We start from the raw sequence: 12,743 nt of genomic DNA on the forward strand, positions 1-12,743 counted from the left end.
ATTGTCGTTTGCTGGTTAAATCGCTATGGTTTAACGGTTTTTACGCTCACTGTTATTCCTTTTTACGCTCCAAAGAGCATATTATCGGATAGTGGTCGGACGCCTTTATGCCATTGTCGACTCGACAGGCGTATGGTTCCCAGTGCGATGAGCACATGATGTTGTCAATGCGCACGTAGAAGGCGTTGTAATGATAGGAGATGCCGGGACCGTTGGCGCTGGCAACGTAGCAGTCTGTCAGTACTGAAGCGAGACGATGGCGCACGTAGGATATGGGCGAATCGTTAAAGTCGCCCGTAAGGATGATGCTCTTACCTTTATGTCGCTCCACGTATGCGGCTACGGAGTCGGCTTGCGGGGCACGTATGGCAGATGCTTCAGCCAGTTTGCGCCAGATGTTTCGCGATTCGCTCTCGGCTTCCTTGCGTTCGATGTCACCCTTTAGCATAGCCTTGAAGCGACGACGGTCGTCCTTGGACAGTCCGGTAGACTCAAAGTGATTGACCACGACGATGGTGGTGTCGCCACCGGGGGTGAGCAGGTGGTAGGCAGCCGAATTGTTGGCACGCGACTCATAGTGGATGGTGTCGGTGCGGATGATGGGGAATCGGGAGAAGATGGCTATAGGGTCGCCGCCCTTCGGGTCGGTAATGCGATGGTGAGAATAGAGTTTGCCAAGGCGTTCCAAGATACGATCTTTCTTCCATCCGTCAGAGCAGAACTCCTGCATGCAGAGGATGTCAGGGCGCTGTGCCTCCACGTAGTCGAGTATAGGGCACGGTTCGTCGGGTGATGTCCATGTCGAGAAATTGAAGACATTGTATGACATCACCTTAAGACTGCCTTTCGGCGCTTCCTCGGGCATGTTGAGCGGCGTGTATGTACGGACCGGCACGAATGCCAAGATAAGTCCGGCGACGGGAATTATCGCCATCCTCTTCCTTACGATAAGCCAAAAGAAGAGGAAACCGACATTAATGGCGAGGAAGACGGGGAAGAAAAGACCGATGTTGGCAAGGAGCGGATGACTGACGGGATTGATGCGGTCACTGAAGCCTATAAGGAGCATGCAGACTATGGTGGCGATGTTCGCTCCCGCAATCAACCTTACTGTGAAGTCCTGTAGGTTTTTCATTGGCGCTTGCTATAATCAAAGAGTTTCTGCTTTTCCTCACGTGTAAGGCTATCGTAGCCAGAACGACGGATTTTGTCGAGGATGGCGTCTATCTCTGCCTGCTCACGCTGGCGGCGCTGATTATATTCCCAGTCGGTCTCGCGATGTGAAGAGCCACCGTATGTAGAGCCGCCGAACGACTGACCGCCTCCGTTTCCGGCGTTGCTGCCATGCTTTCGACGTTCCCATGAAGAGCGAAGCGAATCGAAGAAGCTCTGTCCTCCCCTACTGTTGTAGCCAACGCCGGGATGACGACGCCAGTAGCGGATGAGGAAGAAGCCGATGACCATACCGCCAAGGTGTGCGAGGTGAGCCACGCCATCGCCCGGTGTGGACAATGCCATGAACATCTCAACGGCTGCATAGCCTACAACAAACCACTTGGCCTTAATGGGCACGGGCAGCGGGAAGATAAACATACGCTCCTCGGGATAAAGCATTCCGAAAGCGAGAAGGATGCCATAGATGGCACCCGAAGCGCCCACTGTGGTCCACAGATTCAGGTAACGCGCATTGGCTGCGGCCACCTCATAGACCTGAGAGAAGCGGAAGTCGGGCAACTGGTCGGCTGCAAGCATATAGAACTGGGCGAACTGCGCCAGCTCCTGAAAGAGTCCGGCTCCGACACCGCAAGCTATGTAATAGAAGAGGAACTTACGCGGTCCCCATGTGCGCTCCACGATGCAACCGAACATCCACAAGGCGAACATATTGAAGAATATGTGGCTCCATCCTCCATGTGCGAACATGTAGGTGAAGAGCTGGTAAAAGTGGAAGTCAGGGGCAAGCATGAAGTGCAAGCCAAGGAGGTCGTTAAGGTCGATGCCAAGCCCGCGGAAAGCGTAGGTGGCAAGGAAGACAACGACATTTATTACGAGTAGGTTTCGTGTGATTGTTGGAATGTTGTTCATATCTTACATTGTGGTTGTTATATCATACGTAAATGCGGGGCGGGGGTGCTTTACGGATGGACAAAATTAATAAAAATCCCCGTAATATGGGTTAAAAAGACCTTTCAGCTACTTTTTTTTGAGTTATTTATGCACTTTTTCCGCTTTTTTGTTTGGATTGTGAAAGGAATAGCCTAAATTTGTCGTTGGAATACTGAAAGTTACGCCATTTTGGTAAAAAACAAACACACAATTTAAAATAATTCGAATTATGAACAAGACAGAACTTATCGAGAAGATAGCAGCAGGAGCTGAGTTGGACAAGGCAAAGGCAAAGAAGGCTTTGGAGGCAACTCTCGATGCTATCAAGAACGCACTTGTAGAGGGCGATAGCGTGCAGCTCATCGGCTTCGGCACATTCAGCGTAAACGAGCGCCCAGCCCGCGAGGGTATCAACCTCCACACTAAGGAGAAGATCACCATCGCAGCTAAGAAGGTGGCTAAGTTCAAGGCTGGTGCAGCTTTGGCAGACGCCCTCAACTAATAGGGCTCGACCTTATAAAGACAAATAGTCTGAAAGCAAAAAAGGAGACGTTCCCGAGGGAATGTCTCCTTTTTTGTTGTCCTAGGCGGATTCGAACCACCACAAACAGAACCAAAACCTGTTGTGCTACCATTACACCATAGGACAATTATGGCTGCAAAGGTAATGATTTTTTGCTTTGCAGCCAAATTTTTGCGTATTATTTCGCTGTAACGAGTATTACTTTACAGTGATGAGATAATAGTTCTTCTTACCGCGCTGTACGAGAAGATACTTGCCGTCGATGAGATCTTCCTCGCCTACTGGACGGTCGAAAGCTGCAAGCTTCTCCTTGTTGAGCGATACGCCACCACCCTGAACGAGCTTACGCATTTCGCCCTTAGAAGCGAAAATCTTAACGTCGTCACGTGTGAAGAGGTCAACAGCGGGCTGACCGAGTTGGTCCTTTGCAAGTGTGAAGTGAGGAACGCCCTCGAAGATGGAAAGCAATGTTGCCTCATCGAATTTCTGAAGGGTTTCCTTTGTTCCCTTACCGAAGAGGATGCTTGATGCCTCCTGCGCCAAAGCGAGATCGTCAGCTGAGTGTACCATTGTGGTAACCTCCTCAGCGAGTCGCTTCTGAAGAACACGACGACCCGGATCCTCTGTGTGCTCTGCAATGAGAGTGTCGATGGTCTCCTTGTCGAGGTCGGTGAATATCTTGATGTACTTCTCTGCCTCTGCGTCGCTGACGTTCAGCCAGAACTGATAGAAAGCATAAGGAGTGGTGCGCTGCGGGTCGAGCCATACGTTGCCGCTCTCTGTCTTGCCGAACTTCTTGCCGTCTGACTTTGTGATAAGCGGGCATGTAAGGCAGTAAGCCTCTGTCTCGTTGCCGAGTGTGCGGCGGATAAGCTCAGTACCGGTGGTCATGTTGCCCCACTGGTCGTTACCGCCGAGCTGCAGGCGTACGCCGTGATGCTGATAGAGATAAAGGAAGTCGTAACCCTGGAGCAACTGGTAGGTGAACTCGGTGAATGAGAGTCCGTCACGTGCCTCGCCGTTAAGACGCTTCTGCACGCTGTCCTTTGCCATCATGTAGTTTACGGTGATGTGCTTGCCCACCTCGCGAGCGAAGTCGAGGAAGGTGAAGTCCTTCATCCAGTCGTAGTTGTTAACGAGTTCTGCCTTGTTGGGTTCTGCGCCGTCGAAGTCAAGGAACTTAGACACTTGCTTCTTGATGGCCTCCTGGTTGTGGTAGAGAGTAGCTGAGTCGAGGAGATTACGCTCCTGGCTCTTTCCTGACGGGTCGCCAATCATACCTGTGGCACCGCCTACGAGAAGATAGGGCTTGTGTCCGCAGCGCTGCAGGTGACGCAGCATCATGATACCACAAAGATGGCCGATATGCAGAGAATCGGCAGTGGGGTCGGTGCCCAAATACGCAGACACCATGTGGGTATTGAGGTACTCCTCAGTACCGGGCATAATCTGCGCGAGCATGCCGCGCCAGCGCAGTTCTTCAACAAAGTTTTTTGCCATTGTGTTTTATTTAAGTTTAAGCTTAAGCCTTTCTTGGCCTCTTTGGACCTTTCTGAGCAATTGGGAAATCAAGACCGAGGGTAATTCCTAACTCCTAATTCCTAACTCCTAATTCTCTCGAGCATTGCTCGAGAGCTACGGCACCGGGTCGTAGCCGGAGCCTCCCCAGGGGTTGCATCTCAGGATGCGCCATATTGCCAGCGCCATTCCCTTGAAGAATCCGTGCTTTGCGAGGGCTTGCCTTGCATACTCGGAGCATGTCGGTGTGAAGCGGCATGAGGGCGGCGTATAGGGCGTTATGAATAGCTGATAGAAGCGTATGGGCTGTATCACGAGCCATGCGAGGAATCGCGAGACCTTTTTCATTCTGCAGGGGTATTTTTATGATTGCTCGCAATACGTTCCGCTATACGAGTAAGGAGATTTCGCACCTTATCTGCCACTACATCAGTGGACACAAGCTGATCCGACGTCCATATAAAGCAGAGCGACATCTTGCGACGGCTGTCCGCCACCTCGTCCGCTGCAAGCGCTTCAAGGAGGATATGCTTGTTAAGGCGATATGCCTCCCTTACCTGACGCTTCACGTGGTTACGCTTTACGGCGCGCTTGAAGTATCGCTTTGGCACGCTTACCATCATCTGTGCCACCGTGCTCTCATCCTCCCCCATCGGCTCAGCCAAGTAGACCACGCGGAGCGGATATGCAGACATGGCTTTAGCTCCGCCACCCTTGAAAAGGCGGTCAATCTGCTTCTTGCTCTTGATGCGTTCGTCCAGTGAAAGGGAGAATGTTTTGTTCATTTTCTTATCGGTAGGCTTGTTATATATAAGTATTATGCTTACTTTATATTCTCAAGATATCCTCTGAGGGCGCTCGTCATTGAAGGATGTTCCTTTGTGGGTGCCTCGAGGTCGAGTCTGAATCCTTCGTCAGCCACTGCCTTAGCGGTAGTAGGACCAAAGGTTGCGATGCGTACTTCGCCCTGCTTGAAGTCGGGGAAGTTCTTTGTGAACGCCTTGATGCCGGTGGGGCTGAAGAACACGAGCATGTCGCAGTCGAAATTCTTTGCCTCCTCTTCAGTAAAGTCGTTGCTGACGGTGCGGTACATCACGCATTCCTTGTGATTGAGCTTCTTGGCGTCGAGCTGCTTCTGCACGTCGTCGTTGTGAACCGAGCTCAGGGGCACGAGGAACTTCTCTGTCTTGTGCTTCACCATAGTGGGGATGAGCGAGTCAATCTTTCCTGTGTTGCCGAAGAACACCTTGCGCTTTCTGTACTGCACGTACTTCTGGATGTAGAGAGCGATTGTCTCTGTAACGCAGAAATACTTCATGTCCTCAGGAATAGTAATGCGCATCTCCTTTGCCAACTTGAAGTAGTTGTCGATGGCGTGGCGTGAAGTGAACACTACTGCGGTATAGTCAAGCAGTCCGATCTTCTGCTGACGGAATTCTTTAGGGCTGAGTCCTTCCACCTTGATGAAGGGGCGGAATACCAGCTCGACTCCGAAGTCTTTTGCAATGTCGTAGTACGGCGATTTCTCGCTTGACGGTTCTGGCTGGGATATCAGAATCTTCTTTATCATTTGTATTATTTTGAATAGCTTATTCTATTGTTGAACGTTCTTTTGTGTCTATACATTTATATGCGACAATACGCAGGATTCCTTAGGCGCTGACCTTCAAGAATCCTGTCAAAATGTCGAGCGATCCCATGAGCGCTACGAGCGGGATGGCTTCAAGCGTGCAAAAGTACAAAAAAATCTGCAAAGAATTGCCGCTGTGTCTGAAAAAGATGAGATACGACTTATACAATGCGAGTATTTTGAACACCACTAACACCGCCATTGTACAAATGAGGGTGGTCTGCACGGGCATCTCGAAGTATGCCTGAAGCATTACTATCGGGAATACACACACTCCTTCCATGGCAAGCAGGAAGAGGAACGACTTGAGCCATTCCTCGTTGCGCCGTCGGTCGAAGAACACCCATCCTGCCATTGAGAAAGCGGCTGTCTTGACGAGGACGTACACCAGCATCACCGCCACATATACGCCTATCACCTGTATCTGGTCGATAAGGAAAGTCCTCACTCCCTGCGTCTGCACGTAGAAGAAATAGACAAGGGAGAAGAGCAGACAGCTCTGCAGCACGAGGAAGAACTGGAAGCGGAACTCGCTGGAGGTCTCCGTCACGGCTGTCATGTTCTGGCTTACTGGCGGGCGGAAGAAGTTCTTCGCCTGCCTTACTATGAAGCGTTTGGTCTTGGCGAAGGCAAGCATGGCAAGGATGAAGCATCCGAGCAGCAGGGCGGTAATGATGTTGTCACGCGCTATGCTGTAGGGCACGGGGTCGCCAGCCACGCCGAGTCGTCCGCCGAAGAGGTCTGGATTGAAGAACGGCTTGCCGGTGAAGTACGACTCACGGTAATACTTCGGCATGTTCACGTCGCGCCAGGAGCGTCCTTTCGGCTGTCCCGGCAGGTGCAGCGTGTCGGGTTGCTCGCTCCACGTTATCTCCGACGGCTTGATATTTGCCTGTATGGCAGAGTCCTGCTGTTCTGGCGTGGCGTCCTTGGGCAGCCATCTCAGCACCTCAGCCGGCGTGGGCTGACGGTGCTGCTGTCCCTCGCGCCTCTGCATTGCCGAAATGGGCATGCCGTCCTCACCGAGGGTTATCTCCTCGGTATGTATAGAGTCGGAAGCGAGAATATTCATCTTTTTCTTTATTTAATTCTTAGTTGTTGATACCGAACTTCTTCTTGATATCGTTCACGCGGTCGAGCTTCTCCCATGTGAAGAGCTCCACGTCCATGGTCTTTGTCTCATGGTAACGCGATGAGAATGTCTTCTTCACAATCTCGTTCTTGCGTCCCATGTGACCGTAAGCGGCTGTCTCAAGGTACATAGGCTGACGGAGCTTCAGCGTCTGCTCGATGGCCTTCGGACGAAGATCGAAGAGCTCTGATATCTTCTGAGCTATCTCTGCGTCGCTGACGCCAACGCGTGAGCGTCCGTATGTATTAACATAGATGTTAACAGGCTTTGCCACACCGATGGCGTAGCTTATCTGGACGAGCATCTCGTCTGCCACACCTGCTGCCACCATGTTCTTGGCGATGTAGCGGGCTGCGTAAGCTGCGGAGCGGTCCACCTTGGAAGGATCCTTGCCTGAGAAGGCTCCGCCTCCGTGTGCTCCCTTGCCGCCGTATGTGTCGACGATGATCTTGCGTCCGGTCAGACCTGTGTCGCCGTGAGGACCACCGATTACGAACTTGCCTGTAGGATTGACGAAGTACTTGATGTCGTCACCAAAGAGTGCGAGCACCTTGTCGCTGTGTATCTGTGCCTTGACGCGCGGCATGAGGATGTTGATGACATCGTCCTTGATTTTCTGAAGCATGCGGGCATCATCGTCGTCAAACTCGTCGTGCTGTGTAGACACTACGATGGTGTCGATACGCTGCGGGATGCCTTCCTCAGAATATTCCACTGTCACCTGACTCTTCGAGTCGGGACGGAGATAAGTCATTTCCTTGCCTTCCTTGCGGATGTCAGCGAGTGTGCGCATGATGAGCTGGGCGAGGTCGAGCGTTACGGGCATGTAGTTCTCGGTCTCGTTGGTGGCGTAACCGAACATCATTCCCTGGTCGCCGGCACCCTGGTCTTCCTCCTTCTCCTGAGTAACGCCGCGGTCGATATCCTCCGACTGCTCGTGAATGGCAGTAAGGACGCCGCATGAGTTGCCGTCAAACTGATACTCTGACTTCGTGTAGCCAATCTTGTTGATGGTCTTACGGGCGATGGTCTGCAGGTCGATGTAGACGTTGCTGCGCACCTCTCCCATGACAACCACCTGACCGGTAGTTACGAACGACTCGATGGCACAATGTGCCTTTTCGTCGTAAGCGAGGAACTGATCGACAAGTGCGTCGGAGATTTGGTCAGCCACCTTATCGGGATGGCCTTCAGAAACTGATTCAGATGAAAAAAGATAATTCATTTTTTCCAATTTTTAAAAGTTAAAAAAATAGTGGAAAAACACCAATTACCGCTATCTAATTGTTATCCTTTAATGGGGTGAGCCACACGCCGCAAGGTTATCGCGAATGACGCGTTGCTGAATTAGAATTTGCAGTTTTAGCATTTTTTTGTGTGGTTGCAAGCAGCCAAATTCTTCCACATTATGTATACTGTCTAAATTTTCGGGTGCAAAGGTACTGAGAATTTTCGATTTGGCGAAGGAAAAGCCATATAAATAATGTTATAGGGCTATAGAAACCAAGAAGAGGAGGTGAAGTCCAAAGTATAGCAGCACGCCCTGTAATGGCAAAAGCATTGATAATTATCGCTTTTGCCTTTACAGGGCGCATTGTTTTTTATCTGTCCCTCATTTTAACGTACTACAAACTTTTTTCCGTTGGCAATATAGATGCCCGGACGTAGAGTGTAGGTTGAAGATTTGAGGTCGGACATTACAGCAACACATTCGCCATTGAGTGTGTATACCTTAACCATTGTCTTGGCTGCAGCGTTGATGCCGTTGATAGCTGTTGGAACTCTGATTGAACCATTAACGCCATTGAAGTCGTAGCACTTGCCGTTCTGATAGATAAGGTCGGCTGTCTGCTCACCACTGCCATTGTTGAAGATGATGTGTGTAGGCATCTCGGTCTTGTCGCCCTTATACTCCCACATCCAAATGGTCATGCCGTTGTATGTCTTTGAAGTCTTGACACAATCCTCGCCTGGCCAGGTGCCGCCAGTATAGTTGTCATTACCCAAGTTGCAGTTCCATACCCATGTCTTAACTGTTGTCCATGATGTAGGAGCTGCAAAGTATACATAGTACTTGCAAGTCGGTTCTGGGTTAGGTGTCGGGTCTGGTTCTGGATCAGGATTCGGATTCGGGTTAGGCTCAGGAGCAGCAATATCGCTAAGCACCTTGTATCCAGAGCCACCATCGTAAGAGAAGAATGTTGTAGCTGTGATGTTTGTAATGTCAGCAGTCTGTGCACTGCCACCATTGTTGAGAATCATGTTGAACGACTCTACGCCATCTACCACGAACATGTAATATTCTACACCCTCAACAGTGGCCGTTGCTGTCATCTTGTTTCCTGGCCAAGCGCCATTGAGAGTTTTTGCATTCTCACCGCCAGCTGTCCAAACATAGAGGTTAGGAGCTTTGTCTGCCTTAACATAAACGATGATAGAAGCGTTGGGGTCTACCTTCTTGTATGTTGCCGAACCAGTGTACTCTGTACCCTCGTCGTTGGTTGCACCCCATTTAACTGTCTTGGTGTCGCCAAACTTCATGTCTGAACCGATAGTGAATGTAGCACCCTCGCTTGAGATTTCCACCTTGTCCTCACCGTCAATCTGATACCAACCGCTTGTTGCGCCGTCGTTAAGAGAAGCCGTAACGGTAACGGTCTCTGTGCGGAAGCTGCCGCCATTAGGATCGAACACAACGGCTCCGTCCTGCTCGGCATCCTCGCTGCCATAATATATAGTTGTGCCAGCCTCTTCCTGACCGTCGTAAGCCTGACCGTCCTTGCTCTTTGCTGAAGAAGTGTAGATGAAAGGACCATCCTCGCCTACAATGCCACCCTTCCAGTCTTTTACCAGCACGCGCACCTGACCCTGTGTTGCAGGAGCGTCAACGGTGATGGTAGAACCAGAATATGTCTTACCGGTTACGATGTCGGTGTATGTGCCTGCGGGGCAACCTGTGAATGTGGCGCCGCCGTTGAGGGCAACGAGAGCATAGCTGTTCTCAGAAGCACGCTTGAAAGCGATACCTGTCGTTGACGTGCAACCCTCGTCGGTCCACTGACCCTTACGCAGGGCGGGAACAGCCTGACGAATCTTGTTCAGACGGATGAGGTGCTGAGCGAGGTCGTGGTTGAGAGTGGCGTTAACGTTGCCTGAAGCGGTGTACTGACCGAAGTCGGTAGCCTCAACGTCGCCTGTGATGTAGCCGCCGAAATAGGCACGGCCTGTGTTAGAGAGCGGACCGTTAGGACCGTCGTCAATAACCAGACCGCGACGGAAGCCAACCTCTGAACCATAATAGATACAAGGAATGCCACGGAATGTGAACATAAGCGAGAGGTTCTCTGCCCACTGTGCATCGCTGCCACCGAAGCGCACGCGGTCGTTAGGCTGAGGTCCGTAGTCGTGGCTGTCTACATAAACCACGTTATAAGTTGCGTCGTTATATTTAGCATCGCCATCCTTTGCAAGGCGGAATGCAGAACCTGCGTTTGAGAAGTTGTAGTGGAGGGGGAAGTCAATCACGTTGAAACCGCTGCTCTGTGTGTAGTCGGGCTTATGCCATGCGCCATTAAGCATGAAAGTGTTGTTGCTTGTGGGCGAATCGGCTACGTCCTTAAGGCAGAGATTCATGTTGCCAAGAGGAGCTGCACCTTCGGGCACCACCTGCTTGTCCCACCATGTGGCATCGCTGTTCCATGAATTCATGATGTCCTGGTCTGACTTCCATGTATAGAAGTAAGGAGAGAGACAGTCCTGACCACGATACTGTACGCTGCCGAAGCGTGCGCACACCTCGCCATACATAAAGAAAGGTGCCTGGTTCAGACGCTTGCTCTTATACTGCTCGCCAAGAGCTTTGAACTGAGGAATGAAAACCTTGTTGAATGTAAGACGTGAGATATGGCCAGATGTGTCGATACGGAAACCGTCAACACCCATCTTGATGAACTCGCCATAGCACTTTACGAGATACTCTGCCACGGCGTCGTTCTCGGTGTTAAGGTCTACGCAGTCGCCTGCAATCTGTCCCCACCAACGGTTAGGCTCGTCCCAGTTCCACTGTGTGGCCACATGGTGCCAGTAGTTGTGTGAGTCGTGGTTGGTTCCATCGGTGTTCTTCATCAGGGCCAGACGGCGCTGGTACTGTTTTCCACCAGGAATTGTGAGATAATCAGAACCAAGAACACTGGTGTTCGGAATCATACAAGCGTCGATTTCAGCCTGGTTGCGAAGCTTGGTGTTGCGCTCAAACTCCTTGCATAGATTCTCCTCGCCGAAGTTACCAGTGTGGTTGAGCACGATGTCGAGCACAATCTTGATGCCCTTGGCATGTGCCTTGTCTATGAGTTCCTGGAACATCACGTCACCGCTCTTCGAGCCGTCACCGCTCTGGTAGCGGCAATCAACGTGTGTGAAGTCCATGGCATGGTAGCCATGATAATCGTAACCCGATGCGTTCTGCACTACTGGAGTAATCCAGATAGCTGTGAAGCCAAGTGCCTTGATATAGTCGAGCTTATCGATAACGCCCTGGAAGTCGCCTCGCCAACATGGGTCGCCTGTATCAATCTGGCATTGTTTGTTATCCCAACACAATACATTATTCTGCGGATCTCCATCGTAGAAACGGGTGGTAATCATAAAGTAAATACTTTCGTCGCGAAAGTCCGTTCGCTGACTGTTGAAATCGTTCGCCATAACTGGCATGGCGATGAGCATAATCAGTAGAAATGCCCACATCTTAAGTTTGTAGTTAATCATAAAATAGGTTTTGGAAAAACGGTTATTAGTTATCTTTTCTGTTGCAAAAGTACAGATGCAAAGTAATAACTAACAACTTAATAAATGAAAAACAACAAAAGAGTTTGGGCAATCGTTTGCACAAAAACGTAAAAAAAGGCGTGTCAAAACTCAATCAGCCCGCGCTGATTAAGTTTTTGACACGCCCTCTCCTAATGTTTGCTTTATTTCGTCAGCTTCAGCGTCTTTGTTCCGACCTTCACGATGTAGACACCGTGGGCGGGAGCATTGAATGACACGCTGTTGGCGGCTGACTTTACTGTCGCTACACATGCGCCGGATGCTGTATGGAGCGAAACCTGCTCGCCAGCCACTCCAACAACAACGATATTGTCGCCTTCCACGCTTGCCTTTACAGCGCTGTCGGCTGTAACGTCCTTGATGGCTGTGGGTGCGGCATACACCTCATCGGGGTCGCTCAGGCGGCTGTAGAAGGTGTACTGGCGTGTTGCGAGATAAACGTCACGCTGCGAAACAGCCTGGGCACGCTGATAGTAGTTGTTTGCCTGATAACCCTCGGGAAGTGTCACGTCCACCTTCGGCTGCACCAATCCCGGATTGAAAATCACGGGACGTGAGAGGCTTTCGCCCTTCTCGTAACGCTGTGTCAGCTTGAGGTTGTCAACGAAGAGGAAGCCGGGACCGTCTGTAGCGTAAATCACTATCTTCGAGTTCTCCGTTCCCTTCGTAAAGTCCGCCGTGAACGTGTTCCATGCCTCGCTCAGAACGCAGTGCTTTGTCTCAGCCTCTACGTATCCGCCGAGCGTGAAGTCGTAGTTGCAGAGAGCCACAATGGCGTTCACCTGATAAGCAGGATAGTTGTTCTCCTTGTCAAGATTGTCCTCAGCGTATGTTCCCCAGAGGTCCACTGAGACGTGCATGCGACCCTCGTCCTTCGAGAGGTCGAACTCCGGCGTTTCCAGCTTAGCGTACTTCTTGATGTCATAAGTGACAAAGTCCACGTCATGCACGTTCTTCACTACGTCATAGAAGTAGTTCCATCCGTCGAGAGCCACATAGCCAGCCTGCAA

At 50.9% G+C, this 12,743-nt stretch carries 11 protein-coding genes and 1 tRNA gene; 1 reads left to right on the forward strand and 11 read right to left on the reverse strand.

The window, feature by feature from the left end; translation table 11 throughout:
* Window positions 1–52: 52 nt before the first annotated feature.
* Window positions 53–1,135: an endonuclease/exonuclease/phosphatase family protein gene (locus tag CHL74_RS00035; protein WP_094879081.1), complete on the reverse strand. Its 1,083-nt coding sequence runs from the start codon at window positions 1,133–1,135 to the stop codon at window positions 53–55.
* The gene (locus CHL74_RS00040; RefSeq protein ID WP_094879082.1) at window positions 1,132–2,085 is read right to left on the reverse strand and encodes a rhomboid family intramembrane serine protease; all 954 of its coding nucleotides are present in this window, start codon (window positions 2,083–2,085) and stop codon (window positions 1,132–1,134) included. Before CHL74_RS00040 ends, CHL74_RS00035 begins: the two co-directional genes overlap by 4 nt.
* Window positions 2,086–2,335: 250 nt before the next feature.
* On the opposite strand from CHL74_RS00040, the gene CHL74_RS00045 reads away from it, so the two are divergent.
* Window positions 2,336–2,608 (forward strand): HU family DNA-binding protein, encoded by a 273-nt coding sequence (locus CHL74_RS00045; protein ID WP_094879083.1) that lies wholly within the window; start codon window positions 2,336–2,338, stop codon window positions 2,606–2,608.
* A gap of 76 nt (window positions 2,609–2,684) precedes the next feature.
* On the opposite strand, the gene CHL74_RS00050 is transcribed toward CHL74_RS00045, so the two are convergent.
* The 9 genes from CHL74_RS00050 to CHL74_RS00090 all read right to left on the reverse strand — a co-directional run bounded on the left by CHL74_RS00050 (window position 2,685) and on the right by CHL74_RS00090 (window position 12,743).
* Window positions 2,685–2,755: transfer RNA gene (locus CHL74_RS00050), tRNA-Gln, on the reverse strand.
* Between the two features lie 72 nt (window positions 2,756–2,827).
* Complete coding sequence (gene tyrS / locus CHL74_RS00055) at window positions 2,828–4,129, reverse strand: tyrosine--tRNA ligase (protein WP_094879084.1); 1,302 nt, start codon at window positions 4,127–4,129, stop codon at window positions 2,828–2,830.
* A 135-nt stretch (window positions 4,130–4,264) separates the two neighbouring features.
* Complete coding sequence (gene yidD / locus CHL74_RS00060; protein WP_094879085.1) at window positions 4,265–4,495, reverse strand: membrane protein insertion efficiency factor YidD; 231 nt, start codon at window positions 4,493–4,495, stop codon at window positions 4,265–4,267.
* Complete coding sequence (gene rnpA / locus CHL74_RS00065; protein WP_094879086.1) at window positions 4,492–4,932, reverse strand: ribonuclease P protein component; 441 nt, start codon at window positions 4,930–4,932, stop codon at window positions 4,492–4,494. Before rnpA ends, yidD begins: the two co-directional genes overlap by 4 nt.
* Window positions 4,933–4,970: 38 nt before the next feature.
* Complete coding sequence (locus CHL74_RS00070; protein ID WP_094879087.1) at window positions 4,971–5,717, reverse strand: uroporphyrinogen-III synthase; 747 nt, start codon at window positions 5,715–5,717, stop codon at window positions 4,971–4,973.
* Window positions 5,718–5,799: 82 nt separating this feature from the next.
* Entirely contained in the window at window positions 5,800–6,843 is a 1,044-nt protein-coding gene (locus tag CHL74_RS00075; protein ID WP_094879219.1) for a DUF4271 domain-containing protein, read from the reverse strand.
* Between the two features lie 25 nt (window positions 6,844–6,868).
* Window positions 6,869–8,134: a methionine adenosyltransferase gene (gene metK, locus CHL74_RS00080; protein WP_094879088.1), complete on the reverse strand. Its 1,266-nt coding sequence runs from the start codon at window positions 8,132–8,134 to the stop codon at window positions 6,869–6,871.
* 392 nt (window positions 8,135–8,526) lie between these two features.
* Window positions 8,527–11,673: an alpha-amylase family glycosyl hydrolase gene (locus CHL74_RS00085; protein ID WP_094879089.1), complete on the reverse strand. Its 3,147-nt coding sequence runs from the start codon at window positions 11,671–11,673 to the stop codon at window positions 8,527–8,529.
* Between the two features lie 203 nt (window positions 11,674–11,876).
* Window positions 11,877–12,743: a hypothetical protein gene (locus tag CHL74_RS00090; RefSeq protein WP_094879090.1), complete on the reverse strand. Its 867-nt coding sequence runs from the start codon at window positions 12,741–12,743 to the stop codon at window positions 11,877–11,879.

This window comes from Prevotella sp. 885 (assembly GCF_002265625.1).
Lineage (GTDB): Bacteria > Bacteroidota > Bacteroidia > Bacteroidales > Bacteroidaceae > Prevotella.

Coding starts and splice junctions, on each gene's coding strand:
- CHL74_RS00035 (WP_094879081.1), bottom strand. CDS start 1,135: ATGAAAAACCTACAGGACTTCACAGTAAGGTTGATTGCGGGAGCGAAC.
- CHL74_RS00040 (WP_094879082.1), bottom strand. CDS start 2,085: ATGAACAACATTCCAACAATCACACGAAACCTACTCGTAATAAATGTC.
- CHL74_RS00045 (WP_094879083.1), top strand. CDS start 2,336: ATGAACAAGACAGAACTTATCGAGAAGATAGCAGCAGGAGCTGAGTTG.
- tyrS (WP_094879084.1), bottom strand. CDS start 4,129: ATGGCAAAAAACTTTGTTGAAGAACTGCGCTGGCGCGGCATGCTCGCG.
- yidD (WP_094879085.1), bottom strand. CDS start 4,495: ATGAAAAAGGTCTCGCGATTCCTCGCATGGCTCGTGATACAGCCCATA.
- rnpA (WP_094879086.1), bottom strand. CDS start 4,932: ATGAACAAAACATTCTCCCTTTCACTGGACGAACGCATCAAGAGCAAG.
- CHL74_RS00070 (WP_094879087.1), bottom strand. CDS start 5,717: ATGATAAAGAAGATTCTGATATCCCAGCCAGAACCGTCAAGCGAGAAA.
- metK (WP_094879088.1), bottom strand. CDS start 8,134: ATGAATTATCTTTTTTCATCTGAATCAGTTTCTGAAGGCCATCCCGAT.
- CHL74_RS00085 (WP_094879089.1), bottom strand. CDS start 11,673: ATGATTAACTACAAACTTAAGATGTGGGCATTTCTACTGATTATGCTC.